17 protein-coding genes are annotated in these 18741 nt (G+C 25.9%); 6 read left to right on the top strand and 11 right to left on the bottom strand.

Going from position 1 to position 18741, the window contains the following annotated elements:
• The 4 genes from Q1K13_RS12220 to Q1K13_RS12205 form a co-directional block, all read right to left on the bottom strand.
• On the bottom strand, positions 1-675 hold the full coding sequence (locus Q1K13_RS12220; protein ID WP_300351350.1) for a response regulator transcription factor: 675 nt from the start codon (positions 673-675) through the stop codon (positions 1-3).
• A gap of 253 nt (positions 676-928) precedes the next feature.
• Positions 929-1153 carry a DUF2922 domain-containing protein gene (locus Q1K13_RS12215; RefSeq protein WP_300351346.1) on the bottom strand — a complete coding sequence of 75 codons (225 nt, stop codon included), beginning with the start codon at positions 1151-1153 and terminating at the stop codon, positions 929-931.
• 317 nt (positions 1154-1470) lie between these two features.
• On the bottom strand, positions 1471-1701 hold the full coding sequence (locus tag Q1K13_RS12210; protein WP_300351344.1) for a DUF1659 domain-containing protein: 231 nt from the start codon (positions 1699-1701) through the stop codon (positions 1471-1473).
• 307 nt (positions 1702-2008) lie between these two features.
• A complete protein-coding gene (locus Q1K13_RS12205; protein ID WP_300351342.1) occupies positions 2009-3418 on the bottom strand; it encodes a DUF1002 domain-containing protein in 1410 nt (469 codons plus the stop codon).
• 309 nt (positions 3419-3727) lie between these two features.
• Here Q1K13_RS12205 and Q1K13_RS12200 point away from each other — a divergent pair, with 309 nt between their 5' ends.
• The 4 genes from Q1K13_RS12200 (at position 3728) to Q1K13_RS12185 (ending at position 8280) form a co-directional block, all read left to right on the top strand.
• A complete protein-coding gene (locus Q1K13_RS12200) occupies positions 3728-3979 on the top strand; it encodes a TM1266 family iron-only hydrogenase system putative regulator (RefSeq protein ID WP_300351339.1) in 252 nt (83 codons plus the stop codon).
• Between the two features lie 99 nt (positions 3980-4078).
• Positions 4079-5500 (top strand): [FeFe] hydrogenase H-cluster radical SAM maturase HydG, encoded by a 1422-nt coding sequence (hydG, locus tag Q1K13_RS12195; protein WP_300351336.1) that lies wholly within the window; start codon positions 4079-4081, stop codon positions 5498-5500.
• A 394-nt stretch (positions 5501-5894) separates the two neighbouring features.
• A complete protein-coding gene (locus Q1K13_RS12190; RefSeq protein ID WP_300351333.1) occupies positions 5895-6152 on the top strand; it encodes a hypothetical protein in 258 nt (85 codons plus the stop codon).
• Positions 6153-6957: 805 nt separating this feature from the next.
• On the top strand, positions 6958-8280 hold the full coding sequence (locus tag Q1K13_RS12185; protein ID WP_300351330.1) for a GTP-binding protein: 1323 nt from the start codon (positions 6958-6960) through the stop codon (positions 8278-8280).
• Between the two features lie 191 nt (positions 8281-8471).
• On the opposite strand, the gene Q1K13_RS12180 is transcribed toward Q1K13_RS12185, so the two are convergent.
• From Q1K13_RS12180 to Q1K13_RS12165, 4 genes are all read right to left on the bottom strand, one after another.
• Positions 8472-9293: a DUF975 family protein gene (locus Q1K13_RS12180; protein WP_300351327.1), complete on the bottom strand. Its 822-nt coding sequence runs from the start codon at positions 9291-9293 to the stop codon at positions 8472-8474.
• Positions 9294-9370: 77 nt separating this feature from the next.
• On the bottom strand, positions 9371-10096 hold the full coding sequence (locus tag Q1K13_RS12175) for a DUF975 family protein (protein ID WP_300351324.1): 726 nt from the start codon (positions 10094-10096) through the stop codon (positions 9371-9373).
• Between the two features lie 83 nt (positions 10097-10179).
• Positions 10180-10593 carry a hypothetical protein gene (locus Q1K13_RS12170; RefSeq protein ID WP_300351321.1) on the bottom strand — a complete coding sequence of 138 codons (414 nt, stop codon included), beginning with the start codon at positions 10591-10593 and terminating at the stop codon, positions 10180-10182.
• Between the two features lie 114 nt (positions 10594-10707).
• Positions 10708-11889 carry a hypothetical protein gene (locus tag Q1K13_RS12165; RefSeq protein WP_300351318.1) on the bottom strand — a complete coding sequence of 394 codons (1182 nt, stop codon included), beginning with the start codon at positions 11887-11889 and terminating at the stop codon, positions 10708-10710.
• 527 nt (positions 11890-12416) lie between these two features.
• On the opposite strand from Q1K13_RS12165, the gene Q1K13_RS12160 reads away from it, so the two are divergent.
• Positions 12417-13370, top strand: coding sequence for an L-lactate dehydrogenase (locus Q1K13_RS12160; RefSeq protein ID WP_300351315.1), 954 nt, complete (start codon positions 12417-12419; stop codon positions 13368-13370).
• Between the two features lie 183 nt (positions 13371-13553).
• Here the strand turns inward: Q1K13_RS12160 and yjeM are convergent, their stop codons facing one another.
• A complete protein-coding gene (gene yjeM / locus Q1K13_RS12155) occupies positions 13554-15176 on the bottom strand; it encodes a glutamate/gamma-aminobutyrate family transporter YjeM (protein ID WP_300351314.1) in 1623 nt (540 codons plus the stop codon).
• Positions 15177-16866: 1690 nt separating this feature from the next.
• Here yjeM and Q1K13_RS12150 point away from each other — a divergent pair.
• Positions 16867-17157 carry a PadR family transcriptional regulator gene (locus tag Q1K13_RS12150; protein ID WP_300351348.1) on the top strand — a complete coding sequence of 97 codons (291 nt, stop codon included), beginning with the start codon at positions 16867-16869 and terminating at the stop codon, positions 17155-17157.
• 158 nt (positions 17158-17315) lie between these two features.
• On the opposite strand, the gene Q1K13_RS12145 is transcribed toward Q1K13_RS12150, so the two are convergent.
• Together Q1K13_RS12145 and Q1K13_RS12140 are read right to left on the bottom strand one after the other, a co-directional pair.
• The gene (locus tag Q1K13_RS12145) at positions 17316-17954 is read right to left on the bottom strand and encodes a histidine phosphatase family protein (RefSeq protein ID WP_300351311.1); all 639 of its coding nucleotides are present in this window, start codon (positions 17952-17954) and stop codon (positions 17316-17318) included.
• Positions 17955-18535: 581 nt separating this feature from the next.
• Positions 18536-18741: ferritin family protein (locus tag Q1K13_RS12140; RefSeq protein WP_498038037.1), on the bottom strand; the 206-nt coding region annotated here is incomplete at its 5' end.

Raw genomic sequence — 18741 nt, 5'->3', positions numbered from 1 at the left:
TTATACAAGAATATATCCTTGTCCTCTTTTAGTTTGTAAATATCCTTCTGCCCCAATTCCTGCAATCTTTCTTCTAAGTCTATTAACATTAACAGTTAAAGTGTTATCATCTATAAACTCATTACTCTGCCATAAAGCCTTAATAATATCATCTCTCGATACTATTTTACCTTTATTTTTAATAAGGGTATAAAGTATTTTGCTTTCATTCTTAGTGAGCTCAATTTCATCTCCTTTAAAAGAAACTTGACTTGTGCTCATATTATACTTTAATCCATTATGTTCAAAGATTTCCATATCATTTATAGAATAAGTTCTTTTTAGTATTGAAGCCATTCTAGCTAGAAATATCTGTGTATTATACGGCTTAGTAATAAAGTCATCTGCACCTAAATTCATATTCATAAGCTCATCAATATCACTTCTTCTACTGGTTACTACTATTATTGGAATATTACTCTTTTTTCTAATCTCTCTACAAACATAATATCCATCATAGTAAGGTAAATTAATGTCTAATAAAACCATATGAGAATTACTTTCTATTATTTTTGAAACTATATTTTCAAAGTTAGTTGAACTTTCTACTAAATACCCATATCGTTCTAAAAGTTTAGTTAATTCATCACGAATTTTTCCTTCGTCTTCAACTATAAATATTTTTCTGTCCTTCAACATCCATTATCCCCCTAAAATTAAAACCTTACCAAAATGGTATGTCCAATTTTATATAAATTATACCATAATATAAAATTATTTGAACTTTCTTAATTTCTATTAATCTCACTAACCATATCATTATTATATGATATCTTTATATAACTCTATCTATTTAATTAATTTACCTAAATCTATATTGCTTTTATTAATATTATTAACAAAAAGGACTAAGAAAATTTCTTAGTCCCCAATTAAAATCAACTGATTTTTAAACCATTTCAAATACTTCTGTTACTTTCTCAACAACTTCCCCTCTAACCTTTGAAACTAAAGAGCTACCAGCTAATTCAAAGATATTCGCAGTTACTATTGTATCCATAACCCCTTGAACTTCTTCTTGTGTAACACCTTCTCTAACATTTCTTAATGTTATATTAGTTGTTTTCCCCTCTGTATTCTTAAAAGACATAACAATATATAATTCTTTTTCCATATTAAATACCCCCTATTTATTAGAAAAAATCTAAAAGATGATTTTCTCATACAAGAATTTATTAGTAATTAAGTTATTTTTACAATAACTTAAAAGATTCTGTTTAAACTTCAGTTACTTAACATAAAAAGATTATGTTAAGTAACTCCTTAGTAGATTTTTTTTATAACCTTTAGTATTTCTTCAACTATATTTCCAAATTTCATAAGTACATTTATTCCCTCTTCAACAAGTTTAGTAACTTTTAACATATAATTTAGAACACTCATAAAAAATTTAAGTATTACTAAATCAGCTAATCACCCTCTCTAAAATTATTAGATTGATGCGTCTGTTTCAAACTGGTAGTCATCCTCTTTTAACACAAAGTTAGTTTCAGAAGCTAAAAGCCCTGCTAACGCTTGTCCAACTTCATAAAGTTTTTCATCCTCAGCAGCTACGTTTATCTTTGAAAATCTTTGTGTTGCAAATTTAGGGTTACTATTATCATCTACCCCCTTTTGAAACTTTAATACTAGGCTTTTCTTTGTTAAAATCGCTTTTGCCATGTTTATCAACTCCTTTCACTATATAAATACTTGCGAGTTTCTATTTGCGCTAACTTTTTCTAAAAAAAATTTTATTTTTTTAGTAACCTTTTTAAATCCACTTAAATTATATTACTAAATTAATCCCTGCTTTTTCTCCGCTAAAAAATAAGAAAACTAGATACTTCCTATAAGAATTTATACTACATAGGTAATATCTTTCTTATAAGCTAAGTATCTAGCTTACTATTTCAAATACTCTTAAATATATTTTATTTTAACCACCATATTTAAAAAGTTTAAGTAAATATATTGCTAAATTATTAAACTACTTAACATCTCCATATCCACCTGTTTCAGGGTTATACTCTACCCCCTGAGCATTGTGCAGTGGTACTTTCTTTCCATCAACTATTATATAGTCATTATTTTTTGGGCCTTCACTTTTATTATCTGAAACCTTCGCTGAATTATCTTTTTCTTTAACAGTTTCCTCATTTATATTTGAAGATTTATTAGCCTTTTGATTTTCACTCTCTTTAGACTCTACTTTTCTATTTTGATTGCTTACATTTCCATTGTTTTTATAATTAATTTCTTTATTTGATTCTTCCTTACTTTGATTATTAGAATTATTATTCTCTTTTTTTGTATTTTCTTTATTATTTAATTTTTGATTATTATTTTGATTTTCATGTGAGTTATTTTGCTCATCTACATTAGGTTTATCATTAATATCTGTATTAGCCCCCTGATCAGCTGATGGTGTATTTACCATGTTACCATTTTTATCAAAAGTCACTCCATTAATAGTTACCTTTCCATCTCCAAAATGACTTATAAACCAGTTTTTAATTTCTGTACAAATATCTAATATCTTATTTAAAGTTTTTTCGATTATTCCACTCTCTTTTAACTGTTCTCCACTTTGTTCTAAAGTTTTTTGTATTTTATCACTCATACTATTTAGTTGATTTTTTAAACTTGAATAATTTAAGTCTAGTGAATTTATATTACTCATAAGTTTAGTAAGTTCTGCTTGTTGCTCAGGAGTTAAATTAACATTGTAATTATTAACAACATTATTTACTATTTGTCCAACCTGTTTTTCATTTTCAGGTTTTTCTTTTATAACTTCTTTCTTAGCTTCATTAACTATTGCACTAGCTCCGTTTTGCCCAATTTCTTGTCCATCTTTATTTTTTGCATCTGCAAGGTTATTAGTTGTTGTTAACTCATCTCTTGCAACTTCTTTATTTTTAGTTGGTATTTCTTTTCCTGTAGCATCTTCAAAAGCTTTTAAAACCCCAGCTAATGCTGATGTTCCTGTCACAGGGAAAGGAGATGTTGCAATTACATCTGCATCTGTAACCCCTGACGTTAATAAAGCATTACTAAGCATATCTGGAGTAACTGCTGTTAAATTATTTGTCTTTACCTTTATTCCATATCCAGGCTCTTCTATTCTAACAAAAGCACTTGAGAAAGCATTTCCTTTTGCATTGGCTGGTGCTTTTGGTAATCCAAGCTGAGATCTTATTTCCTGAATATTCATTGTTATTACTTTTACATCATTTGGTTTAACTCCAAATTCATTAAACATTTCTTGTTTTTGTGCCTCATTTAAGTTGGCACCTAATGTTACAACCTCATTTGTACTTGCAAAAACACTTGTAAATGAGCCAATTGTTATAGCCCCTGCTAAAAACAATGTAGTTATTAATTTATTTTTTTTCATAAGTACTCCTCCTTATATGTTGTAATTATGATACCCAAATTATATCAAAGTAAAATTATAAAAAGCTTACAAATTAATTATAATAATCTAAAATTCACCTTAACTATATCTATATTTTTCTAAATTTTATAGTATAATTGTAATAGGCCTTCTTTATTGCGAGACTTTATTATTATATATAAACTCTTTCAATCGAGAGCCTAGCCAGAAAATAATATAAATATACTTTCTTCCTAATTGTAAGGAATTCTCTAAACAAAAAGGTAATAAAATTTGAAATTTTTTAATTTTAGAAAGGTTTGATGTACTATGAGTACTAGGATTGCCGTTGTTGGCATTGTTATTGAAAGCCTTGATGATATAAAAGAAGTTAACTCTGTCTTGAGTGAATATGATAAATTAATAGTTGGTAGAATGGGGTTACCCTATAAAGAGAAAAATATTAGAGTTATTTCAATAGTTGTAGATGGAACCACTGACCAAATTTCTGCTATAACAGGAAAACTTGGAAAACTTAAAGGTGTTTCTGTTAAAGCTGCCATTTCTAAAAATAGTTTTTAGCTTAATTTTTTAAAAATCTTATTTGAATTCCCAAAGTATATTTAGTTATTTATATTATTTTTTGACAAAGTCTAAATTAATTTTAAAGGAGATTTTGTTATGTTAAAGGATAACGAAAAGTATAATGCTTCTGATTTTATTAAAGATGATGAAATCAACAGCCTTATAGAAAAAGGAAAAGAACTTGCTTCTGATAAGGAGTTAGTTAGAGAGATTATTGAAAGAAGTAAATTAGCAGAGGGTTTAACTCCTGAAGAAACTTCAATTCTTCTTAACCTAGAAGATAAAGAACTTATTGAAGAAATGTTCAAAGCTGCTAGAGAAGTTAAAGAAAAATTATACGGAAAAAGACTTGTTGTTTTTGCTCCACTTTATGTAAGTAACTACTGCGTAAATAACTGTCAATATTGTGGTTACAAACATTGTAACGATGAATTAAAGAGAAAAAGACTTAACCAAGAACAACTTGTTGAAGAGGTTAAAGTTCTTGAAAGCCTAGGTCATAAAAGAATAGCATTAGAAGCTGGTGAAGACCCAGTTAATGCGCCAATCGAGTATATTTTAGATTGCATAAAAACAATCTACTCAATTAAATTTGATAACGGGGCTATAAGAAGAATAAATGTAAATATAGCCGCTACAACAGTTGAAAATTATAAGAGATTAAAAGCTGCTGATATTGGAACATATATATTATTCCAGGAAACTTATCATAAACCAACTTATGAGAGATTACATGTAAGTGGTCCAAAACATAATTACAACTATCATACAACAGCTATGCACAGAGCTAGAGAAGCTGGTATAGATGATATTGGAATGGGTGTTTTATATGGTTTATATGATTATAAATATGAAACATTAGCAATGCTTCTTCATGCAATGGATTTAGAATCTGTAACAGGGGTTGGTCCTCACACATTATCAGTGCCAAGATTAAAACCAGCTGAAAATGTTAGCTTAGAAAACTTCCCTTACTTAGTTGGAGATGAAGATTTCAAAAAAATTGTTGCTATATTAAGATTAGCAGTTCCATATGCTGGACTTATTCTTTCAACTAGAGAAGAACCAGTTTTAAGAGATGAAATAATCTCACTTGGTGTTTCTCAAGTAAGTACTGGATCATGTACCGGGGTTGGTGGATATTCAGAAGCTTACCAAGATCCAGAAGAAAAACCACAATTTGAACTTGGAGATCACAGATCACCGGTTGAAATGATAGAAAGTCTTATGAAAGCTGGTTACATCCCAAGTTACTGTACAGCTTGCTACAGAGAAGGTAGAACTGGTGAAAGATTTATGGAAATAGTTAAAAGTGGTGAGCTTTATAAAATTTGTGAAGCTAATGCTTTAATCACATTAAAAGAATTTATAGATGACTATGGTACAGATCAAACTAGAGAAATTGGAGATAAGTTAATAGAAAAATCATTAAATGACATCCAAAATGAGAAATTTAGAGAATCTGTAAGAGAAAAAATTGAAAAAATAAGCAAAGGGACTAGAGATTTAAGATTCTAAAAGATTAGTTAATTTATACTGAGCGGAAAATTTTAAAATCAATTATTCATGCAAAAACTAAACAAAATATATCTTTAACTCCACATTAAAATTTGTATTTTGTTTAGTTTAAAATAAAAAATTAAAATCAAAACTAACAATAAATTTTAAATTAATATCTATAGCCAGCGTAAGCTGGCTTTTTTTTATAATTTTTTTGGCTTTTTACTAAATACAAGCCAAAACATATTAGAAAACATTTATAAAAGACTTACTGAGCTAAAAAAATTCATTAAAAAAGCGAAAAACTTTGTTAATTATTTGACTATCTTCTAAAAAAGTTGTAAAATTAAATCAAAGAAAAGATTAAATAATATATGGTATTGAGAATTCATTTTTATGGGAGGTTTTTATTATGACAAATAGATATCTATCACAAAAAATAGTTTTAAATTTAGATAAAGATTTTTCTTCAATGGATGAGTTAAAATATGCTGTCATTACTAGACTTCAAAATGAAGGATTTAATTGTAAAGACACTAAAGAAAATGTTGGTTTTTATCCATTATTAAAAATAAATGCTAAGAATTTTATGCTTACACTTAAAGATTTTAGTGAGCAAAAAATTAGCTTTAAAAATTGTAATGAAGTTATTTTAGTACCTCAATGTTAAAAAATCACTCTATTTTTAATATAAATTTATTATAAAAACCCGTAATTATTAAAATAATTACGGGTTTTTTGCGTTTTTTTTAAAATTAATAGTTTATTTTTTAACAATTATTATGTGAAAATATAATTATTTTATTAAAAAATTTCATTCTAAATTATTGTTTTATTCCAATATTTAATACAGTCTTACTTAGTAATTATAATTTAACTTTTATTTTATACTTCTAATCCATAATCACAAATTGTATAATAATTATTATCTAGAAAGATGGCAATTAATTATAAAAGTGATCTCTTTTTAGTCAATATAACTAATGTTACAAATTTACTTAATATCTATATTTAAATCACATTAATTTATAATAAATTTAAGTATAATAAATTTATTATAAATTTAGGGGTAATACCATACCATTTTGTTTCTAACTACATTTAGTATATAAACAACCATGTTATAACTACATATTGTGAGTAATCCTAAAGTTATCCACAGCACCTGTGGATAACCTCATAATAACATTGTGGATTTCTATGTACTTTTATATATTTAAAATGAAAATTTATAGAAAATATTAATCATTCGTTCTATTTATAAAAAGCTTTACAAAAGGCTTTATATAGCCCTTTTAAGATGTAATTTTTTTACTATTTTTCAAAACTTATTTATATATTATTGGAGGGATTTTTTAATAAATTTCAATAAAAAAGTTATCCACAGGTTTATCCCCAAATGAAAATATTTTTACTAAAGATTTAGTTAAGGAGGTGTAATTCTACTATTATTTTTTATACTAGTAGAAAAACTTATGAGTAATTTAAATGAAACTCCTAGAGGAAGTAGAATACATATTTCTCTATTCGGAAAAACAAATTCAGGAAAATCTAGCATAATAAATGCTTTAACTGGTCAAAATATATCACTTGTTTCTGATGTTCGTGGGACAACAACTGATCCAGTATATAAAGCAATGGAACTTTTACCTTTAGGTCCTGTTGTATTTGTTGATACTGCTGGATTTGATGATGAAGGAGAAATAGGAAAATTAAGAGTTGAAAGAACAGAGGAAGTTGTAGGAAAAACTGATGTTGCCCTTATTACGCTTTCACTTTCAGAAATATTAGAAGCTATTAAATCTAATATTCCTTTTGAAACCCTATTAGAAAAAGAAATATTATGGTTAAATAAACTAAAAAAAGCTAATAAACCAGCAATTTTAGTTGTAAATAAATGTGATCTTGTTCAAAATAACCTTGTTGAAACTAAGGTTGAACTTAAAGATATAGATAATTCAAAAAGTGTAGATTCAAACTACTTTGTTGATAATAACTTAAATAAAGCATTAGATAAAATAGGAAAAATTTTAGATATTCCTTATGTATCAATAAGTGCAAAAGGTAATCTTAATATAGCAGAACTTAAGAAAGAGCTTATAAAGGTATCCCCTGTTTCAATCACAGAAAGTGCAATAATTGGAGATAAGATAAAACCTGGTGATAATGTACTTCTAGTAGCACCTCAAGATATACAAGCACCTAAAGGAAGACTTATACTTCCTCAAGTACAAGTTATAAGAGATATATTAGACTACGGTGGAATTCCAACTGTTGTCACTTTAGATAAGTTAGATGAAGGATTAAAAATATTTGGTGGTAAACCAGACTTGGTTATAACTGATTCACAGGTATTTAAACAGGTTAATGAAAAATTAGATAGAGATGTACCTTTAACTTCTTTCTCCATACTTATGGCAAGATATAAAGGAGATTTAGATAAATTCTATGCTGGTGCAAAGGCTATTAAAGATCTTAAACCTGGTGATAAAGTATTAATAGCAGAAGCTTGTACTCATCACCAATTAAAGGGTGATATAGCTAGAGAAAAACTTCCTAACTGGTTAGAAGAAATATGCCCTGGAATAATAGTAGATAATTGTTCAGGAAAAGACTTCCCTAAAAACCTAAATGAATACTCATTAGTAGTACATTGTGGTGGATGCATGTTTAATAAAGCTGAAATAATGAATAGAATTGGAATATGTGATGATGCCTTTGTTCCAATAACAAACTTTGGTACATCAATAGCTGAAATAAACAATATCTTAGATAGGGTTATGGAACCTTTAAAATAATTAAATACACTAGTCCTTTTAAAAGGGATAAAAATTACATTTAAATAAAAATTAAGTTATTATTAAGAAGATATTGCCTTAAGAATCTGAAAATGTTAATTTTTAAAAATACATTATCAAAAAAGTTTAATTTCATAACTTTAAATTTTAAAGTAATATCTTCAGAATAATAACTCTAAATTATTCAAACTTTATTCTATTATAAATTCATCATCTGAATAAACTTCATCAATATCACTAGCTTTTCTCTGTTGATCTTGTCCAATTTCAAACTCATCTTTTATCAATGAAAGATAGTATATTCTATAAACAACATCTCTATAAGGTATGTACCATAAAAATCCTATTCCTGCTGTTATAAGTGAAAGTAAAGCCCATCCTATCATGCTTAATTCAAGAACGAAAAGCTCCCATTTATGGCCTTTCATTATTTTCATACCTCTTCCTACAGCTTCCCATATTCCACACTCTTCATCATCAACTATTATGTATTTAACTGGAAATAAATATAAATTTAAAATAATATTATATATTAAAAGTATGCCTATAAATATTAATATGCAAGCTATATAGTTCATTATCATCTCTTCAATACCAATATAACTTCTTTCTTCTATAGCTTCAAATATTATTAAAGCCATATTCTCCATTATTTTAATTGAAACCATTATAGCTATTATAAATGCTGGTATTTCAAATATTATAATAACAAATAACTTTTTTATAAAGCTTATCCAAACCTTAACAGATGGTATTGCCTCTTTAAATGAAAATTTACCTTCTCTATTAACAAGATTTACTGTATAAACAACAATAGCAGCTGCTGTGAAAGGTCTTAATAAAAATACATTACATAAGCTCAAAATTGAAGTCATAAAACCATTTGGAGAGTTCTTCAATACATATGTAACTAAAGAGTTAATAATAAAAATTGATACTAATAAAATATCATACATAGCAACTCTTCTTTTTAATTTTCTTTGTGCTAAAATCTTTATGTCTTTTCTTGTCATTTGTATTCACCTCATTTTCTTCTTAATTTTAAAACAAAAACTACGCACCACTTAATTTAAACGATGCATAGTAATAATTAATTTACCTCTTCAATTCTTCCTGTAATTGAAAGGTAAAATATTCTTAATGTAACTTGTATATATGGGAATAACCAAAGTAATCCTATACCAAAAGTTAAAATTGAAAGTGCTCCCCATCCTAAGAAACTTAATCCTAATACAAAAAGCTCCCACTTATGACCCTTCATTATTGTAAAACTTCTTGATACTGCTTCAAATACTCCACATTGTTCCTCTGCAACTAAATAGTATAATGGGAATAAAAATACTGCTATTATTGATAAAACTAATAAACATATTAATCCTATAAGTAAAGCTATTCCCCATATTAATATTAAAGGATTTACAGGTAAACTTCCCATAAACATAGCTGCATGTATAGTAGATGCTATAACTATAAATAGTCCTTCTCCTGCTAAAAACACTAATCCTACTGGTATTAAAAATAATATCCAAACAAGAGTAACCTGAATAAATCTTATCCATATACCTGATGATGGAATAGCTTCATTTAAACTCACTTTACAATCAGTATTAACAAACTTAATAACATAAATTGTAGTAGCAGCCGTTAATGCTGGAACAACTATTATATTATTAGTTAAATTCATAATTAAACTTTCTGAAACAAAGTATTTAACTGCACTTTCTATAATGGTAATAATAAAAGTAAGTAAAACAATGTTTGCCCATCTGCCTTTAAGCTTACTCTTTGCTAAGGCCTTCATCTCTTTTCTCGTCATGTTTTTTCCTCCACTTTTCCTTAGTTAATAAAATCTTAACATCCTGTAAAATACAATGTCAAATAATTCAATTAGTATTCTTACTAAGCATAAAGCATAAGCTTTATAGCCTCTCTAAGTTCATCCTTTAAATTCCATACAAAGTAGTACTTTTCCTCTTCCTCATCATACTCTTTCTTTCCTTCAAGCATAAAAAGCCAATATCTAAATTTATACTCCCAAGAATTCATTCTAATTTCACCCTCTAACTCTATTCCTAAATTGTTAACTATTCTTTTCCCCATACTCTGAATTCTAATTCCAATATCACCGAAATCCAAACTCTCACCTATTTCCGTAGTCTTGAGTGGTTGTCCATTATTTGAATAGAGATTAAGAAGTATTTTCATGTCTTTTAAATCAACTAATTCACCATTTCTTAATATATCAAACCATTGCTCCTTAGTTATTACACCTCTTAAAACCTTTTCATGAAACTTTTCATTTTTCTGTTCCACTGAAATCACCCCATAATAAAAAAATACTAGGCCCAATAAATAGTCTTGTTCCTAGTATATTTATATTATAATTAATCTATCATTATGTTTTTTATCATGTCAATTAACACAAAGTTAATGCTTTAACTTTAATATAGAATCTACTTTAAATTCTCTATGTTTATATCTTTCTCCTCCACCTAACTTAATAATTATACTTCTCATATAAGGATTTAAAACACCTTCATATGCTCTAACATATTTACCTTTAATAGTTACAAATCTATATATAGGTATGTCCTTATAAAAACATATTAAAAATGTATTTTCTTTTTTATCCTTATTTTCAAAAAGCAAGTTATTTTTATCCTTTAATAAATCATCTATTTTTTTATTTTTAACATTAATTTCAATCATTTGATTTTTTGAGATTTCATTTAATAAAGCATTTCCTAAACTTCTAAATTTTCTTTCATTACCAATCTTGATTGAATTATTTAAATTATCAACTAAAAACAAATTATTATTTCTTATTCCTAAAAAAGGAGTAATACTCTTATTACTAGGAGTAATCAATATTATTCCTAATACTACAAATAAAAAAGCTCCTTCAATCAATTTAAGCCTTCTAGATCCACTTTCAATAGTAAATTCACCAATAGATCCTACTATGGCTATATCCATCAATATACCATTACTTAAACTATAAGATGATAAGTAACATATAAATGCTCCCAATATAAAATAAATTATTCCCAAAATTAACTTATAAATAGGTTTTCTATTTTTGAAGAATACTATGCTCCACATAACTAAAGTAACAAAGATTATTGCCAATATATATGGTAAAAATCTCTTAACCATAATCTTAATAGCATACATATCTTCTATCTTTTTTACTTCCTTATTAACTAATATGTATAATCTTTGTTTATCATTATCAGATAAACTTTTACTATCTATGTATTTTCTAATATAAGGTTCTAAATATCTATTTTCATCTTGTCCAAAATATATTATGTTTATTGCTATAAGCTTTTCTAAAGGAATATTATGTTCATTAGAGTAACTATCATAAACGTATTCTAAACCTTTATAACTATTTTCAATCTCATATGTAAAAAAGCTATCATAACTTAGCCTTACTTCCTTAGCAACAAGCTTCTTATATTGTATTTGATTAATTAAGCCACTTACAGTTATTATACAAGAAAAAAGAATAAGCAAAATAAATAATAAATATCTATAGAATCTAAATTCATACTTTTCCTCTATCCTCTTATTATCCTCACTCTTTCTCTTAATTTTTATGCCCAACAAATACCCCTCCTTGAGCTTAAAATTCATAATCTCTTCATATAATTATATACTAAATTTACCATAATATCATTTTAATTATATAAGTTACATATATTAATTATTTATTTAAATAAAAAAACTTTAAAATTTTAAATATATTTATATTTATTTATCTTAAAATAATTAATTTTAAAATAAAACTACGCTTAAATTAATTAAATATCCAACTTAACAAATTCAAACTTAACTTCTTTTCATTTTATTGCTTTTATGTTGATCACATTCTAATAAATACCTTAAGACAAGTAAAAACAAATTATTACTTAAATACCTTTCATGAATAAATATCATACTTAAAAGAAAAAATATTTATAAAATGCTTTAGAACAAATTCAACCAATATCAATATTACTGTAATTAAAAACTCTATTATAAATAATAATAAATTTTTAACAAAATTACTTGATAATAATTATTAGTTATTGTATAATGAAATTGTAATTCAGAGTAATTAACTAGGAATTAGTTTTAGGAGATGATATTTTATGATAAAAGAAAAAACTAATAAGATCTCAATAATAGGAGCAGGATTTGTTGGCTCAACAACAGCCTTCTCATTAATGCAAGATGGATTAGCATCTGAAATAGTAATAGTTGATATAAATAAAGATAAAGCTCACGCAGAAGCTATGGATTTGGCACAAGGGGCAGCATTTGTAAAATCTGTTGATATAAAATCTGGTGATTATGAAGATACTAAAGATTCAGATATTGTAATAATCACTGCTGGTGTAGGACCAAAACCTGGTGAAACTAGATTAGATATAATAAATAAAAACTTAAAAATCTTCCAAAGCATAGTACCAAATGTTGTTAAATATAGTCCTAACTCAATACTTTTAGTAGTTTCAAACCCAGTTGATGTTTTAACTTATATAACTTATAAACTATCTGGATTCCCTAAAGAACGTGTTATAGGTTCAGGAACAGTATTAGATACTTCAAGATTAAAATACATGCTTTCAGAACACTTTAATATTGACGCAAGAAATGTTCATACTTATATAATTGGAGAACATGGTGATTCAGAAATTACAGCTTGGAGTTTAACAAATATTGCTGGTACAAATGCTGATGAATATTGCAAAACTGTTTGTGAGCAATGTGATGGAAACTTCAAAAAACAACTTCCTGAAAAGGTAAAAAATGCGGCCTATGAAATAATCAATAGCAAAGGATATACAAACTATGCAGTAGCACTTGCCGTTACTAGAATAGTTGAAGCAATCCTTCGCGATGAAAATTCAATTCTAACTGTTTCTTCTCTATTTGAAGGACAATATGGAATTGATGATGTTTATTTAGCAATGCCTACTATAGTAGATAGAAGTGGTGCTAGAAAAATTCTAGATGTTCCACTATCAGAAAAAGAGCAAGAAGATCTAATAAAATCAGCCAATATATTAAAAGATCATCTTTCTAATTCTGAATTAAAATAAAATCAAAAGAAACTAACAAACCTGTTTCTTAAATCATACTAAATTCTTTTTAAATTTTATAAAGACCAAGTACAAATTATCTTCCCTCTAAAACTAATTATTGTACTTGGTCTTTTTTATATTAAAAATGGCATGTATCAAAATATACTAATAAAAAGTTTTTTGATACATGCCCTTTAAATATTATTCAGTTAATGCAACCTCTGCGTCTACTTTACTTTCTTCTGTTTTACTAATATTTATTTTACCTGCTTTTAATCTTCTTTCATAAACAGCAGCTAAAACATATCCTATTAATCCAAATATTATTGGACCTGCAATTATCCATATTCCCTTTTGAATATCTCCATCTATAAAAGGTTCTATTATTGAGAATATAGTTGCAAATATTATTGTTATTAATGTTACAACACCTACAATAACTCCCCACTTTTTATTGAAGAATTCATATTCTTTCTTAATATTATCATTTAATTTAAATTTAATATAAGCATAAACTATGAAAGCCCATGGTATTGATGTTGCTATTGTAACCATAAATGTTAAATTATTAAATATTGTGTTTGCTGTATCTCCACCAAATCCTATAGCTAATATTACAACTATTATTATAACAGTTTGAATCATTAAAGCATTTTCTGTAAATCCATGCTTATTCTTCTTAATTACAAAGTCAGGTAACATTCCATCTGGCATACCTTCAAACATTTGTTTAATTGGACAGTAAAGCATTAATGGTAAATTAAGCTTAGCTATAAACCCAATCCAAGTTGTAAGTCTGTTTACCCATTCTCCTAAGGCTACTGAAGCACTATTAGACATCCCTAAACATCTACCTAAATTATAAAACTGAGATTGTGTTAAATAAATTCCATAGTTATATAAGTTAACTCCTGGCTGATTAAAAGTCTTTGACCAATTAATAGCCATACCACTTATTATAACTATAGCTATGTATAAAACAGCTATTATAATACCTGATAAAATCATAGCCTTAGGAACATTTTTCTTAGGATTTTTAACCTTATCTACTAATCCACCACTACTTTCCATACCACCTAGTATAAATATTGCAAAAACTAGAAATCCAATAGCTGCTAAAGGATTATTATAAGCTTGGTTTGGTCCCATAAATAAGGAATTAACCCCTGTATAATTTAATGGTTGTTGGAACTTAAATCCTGAAAGGAAAAATACTAAAAGTCCACCACCAAGTATTAAAACATGCATTACTATTGTAATAAGCATTGATATATTTGCTAATTTAGTTATAGACTTAACTCCCTTTCTACAGAAAAAAACAATTATCAAAAACCAAACTATACCAATTAAAGTTGTTGTTTCAGTATTAGTTAAACCAAATACATGCCAAGTTTGTGAAAGGTCTTTACCATAAATCATATTAGAAAATGTAATTGAAATAGAACTTACGCTAAACCAAGATATAATTGCTGATATATACCATATAAAAGCACCTACTGTACTAAATTTAGTTCCTACTGAAATTCTCATCCAAGAAAATATACCACCCTTTTCTTCACTAAAGGCTGAACTCATCTCAGATACTATAAAAGTATATGGAATAAAGAATAAAATAACCCCTATTATTATGTATGTTATTGAAGCATAACCCATTTGATAAAAAACCTGTTGTCCATTTCCTAGTCCATAAACAGTCATAAATATCATAGCTACAAAAGACCAAAACCCAATTTTATAGTTTTTTCCGTTTTTCTCTTCTATACCCTCTATAAACTCTTCAACTTCTACCAAATCTTCATCATGTATTTGACTACTCTCTTTCATTTACTGTTCCTCCCCAATTTTTTAAAATGAATATTTTAACGTTAATATGCATAATTATTATTAAATTATGCATATTTTTCTTTAATTATTCAAATATCAAATTTATTTTCAAATTAAATTCTCATTATTTTTTTGCATTATCTTAATCTAAACAATCATTTATTAGTGATTTTATTCTTTAAATATTTTTTACTTTTTGTTAACATCAAATTAATTATTTGTTAGTATTTTATGCTATTTAACAAGAAAAGTCAAAGTTTTTTTCAATTCAATTAAATTAATGCAAACATTTGTATTTTGTATAAATACATAAATAGTAAAATTCCACCATTGAAAAACACATTGTTTTTGCAATATATTTTTTTATTCATTTCATTTTTATCAAAAACTATTAAAATATCCATAGAATAAAAAATACAAACTATATGCATACTTATGTATTATTTTTCTTTATTTATGCATTTTTCAATATAATTTTAATATTAAACATTAATTTAACAATAAATTTTCTTTTAATATACTATATTTGTAATATTTATATAAAAAATTTTTAATCTTTTTTAAAAACATCTTTCTTGTAAAAAATTATTTTAAAATGTAAAATTTATATTGAAATAATATTTTCATAAAATATAAACTTATTAAACTAAAAATTTATATATAATAAAATTAGAATACAAATTAAATATTTACATATAATCTTGATAAAAAGAAAGGTGAATTTATTATGGGAAACTCTAAGAAAAGTAAAAAACAAAAATTTCTACATGGAGTAACTGTAGCTATATGTATAATAACTACAATAACTTTATTTGCAGGCTTTGCAGTAAATATGTTTTAATCAATAATATTTTTAATAAATCAAAGAAAAAACGGATGATTATTTGTAATCATCCGTTTTTTCTTTAAATTGTTCTTATAAATCTTATTAAAACAACACTATTATTTTATAGATTTTATTTTTTTGTACTTTGCTTTTTTTGTTTTAAAGGACTATATTTAAATAAAGGCTGTTATATTGTTAAAAACATAAAACTTAGTAAACTAATTTAATTGAATTTTAAAAAGATCTATTTTTTATACTTTATAATGATTCATAAAAAAATTCAATATGAATTCTAATAAGTTAATCTCCTTCTTAAAGTTAATTTCAGTTGAAATTATTAAACTTGCTAAATAGCAATCTGAAGGATATATATAACTATAAAATTTAACATAACCCACTACCCTTTAAATTATTAAAAACTATCTATGCTTTTATAAGTATAGATAGTTTTTTTTCTAAAATCTCTTTATTTATATGTTAATATAACAATACTAATATATAAAATTCAGTATCTTGTAATATATAATAGTATATGTTATATTATATTAAACCAAAATTAATAAAAAATTATTAACGGGCTATATTTTAAATAAGTGTTTATTTTAAATAGACCTTTATGATACTCTTAATAAAAAGTTTAAAATTTCATTGAATATGTGAGAATACTAGCCTTAAGAAGCAAAGTTATTTAACACTAGGAAGTTTCTTCACTTTAGCTATTATTTCTTAAATATTAAATAGAAACTCTCTGAAAAATTTATTAGGTCTTATGGGATAGCTAAAATCAACACGCTCTTAAAACAAAGAACCTATTAATAAAATTAAAAAGAAGGTGATTTTACGAATTCTCAGTTTAAAAAAGGCATTCTAGAACTTTGTGTTCTCTCTATACTTTCCAAGAAAGACTATTATGGATATGAACTTATAAATAAAATTTCAGAAAGAATATACATATCAGATGGAACAATATATCCAATTTTAAGAAAACTTAGTAAAGAGGGGTTCTTTACTACTTACTTAAGAGAATCACCAGAAGGACCTCCAAGAAAATATTATAAAATTACTAAATTAGGGCTATATCGCAAGGAATTATTAAAGCGTGAATGGTTGAATTTACTAGATGGGGTAAATCATTTATTAGATGAAGAAAATTAAGGAGGTGCTAAATAAGCACCTCAATATTTAAAAACCTCATTACTAAGCCTTAGTATCTATTTCCTAATTAACGAAATAAATAATATTTTAGCTTAAAGCTTAGAATTAAGATTTGTATCACTTTAAGTTTATTTTATCCTAAAAATTAAATATTATTACTAAATCATTTTTATATTATTATCATATTCATAATGATCAATATTATTCAATTCTATAACCTCAAACTTTTCTCCATCCCATTCAACTTCATTATAACTAGCTTGATTGAATATAGGACAATTAACTATTTGTTTTTCTTCTAATTCATTTTTAAAATATGCAGTTAAATATCTAACACACATTCCATGACTTACTAGTAATATATCTTTATCTTTATTTTCCCTTATTATATCTTCAACAGTTTTAAAAAGTCTTTCTGTAAACTCTTTAATATTTTCCCCGTCAAAACTAGTATAGCTATATGGTTTATTAAATAAATTTTCTAATTCATCTACATATTCTTCACAAGCTTTAATCTCTTCAGTGCTCATACCTTCCCACTTACCAAAGCTTATTTCCTTAAGTCCTTCAACTTCAACAACTTCTATTTCCCTGTTACCTCTAATAATTTCAGCAGTTCTTTTCGCTCTTTTTATAGGACTTGTAAATATCTTATCAATTTTAACATGCTCTAATCTTTTTCCTAAAAATTCAGCTCTCTTAACTCCTATTTCTGTTAGTTCTGAATCTTTCCATCCTTGAAATCTATGTTCAAGATTCCATAATGTCTCTCCATGTCTAGTAAAATATATCTTCATGCTATCTAATTACTATTTCTTTAATAGTATTCTCCTTTCTAATAAATTTTTTATTTAGGCTATGTTTTAAACCAGTATTGATTTTAGATAGAACTTTATGACCATCTTAATAAGCAGTTTAAAATTTCATTGAATATTAAATAAATAATCTTAATAAGCGAAATTATTTTACCAAAGAAAATTACTTCACTTTAACTATTATTCTAAAATGTTCAAACTTAAATAGAAAGCCCCTTTTAATATTAATTTGAATGTATAAGTTCAAAATTCAAAATTTTGATTTTCATTTAAAATTAAGTAGTTCTGAAAGGATAACTAAAATCAATAATCTCTTAAAACATAATCTTTATTAAACAAAGTCATATTGCTGACAAATTATACCTAAATAAACTTAGCAACAACTTCATTATTTAGGTAAATACTTGATTTTAATATCATTATTTATTAGGTCATTTCAAACCAACAATTTCAAATTACATTATATATAATATTAATAAATAAAAAGCACCCTTTAAAGGGTGCTTTTCTTAGGAAGTAATTAAAATAAAGTATTTTTAATAAAGCGCGTTTTTATCTATTTCTTATTTAAAGTATCTGTTTAATAATCCAGCGAAAGCTTTTCCGTGTCTAGCTTCGTCTTTACACATTTCATGAACTGTGTCATGGATTGCATCTAAGTTTAATTGTTTAGCTAAAGTAGCTAAATCTTTTTTACCTTGGCAAGCTCCGTGCTCTGCATTTACTCTAGCTTGTAAGTTAGCTTTTGTATCAGCTTCTACAACTTCTC

The sequence above is a fragment of the Clostridium sp. genome (genome assembly GCF_029267215.1).
Classification (GTDB): Bacteria; Bacillota; Clostridia; order Clostridiales; family Clostridiaceae; genus Sarcina.
The sequence above is the reverse complement of the archived record's forward strand: the minus strand, read 5'-3'. Positions and strand labels throughout refer to the sequence as shown.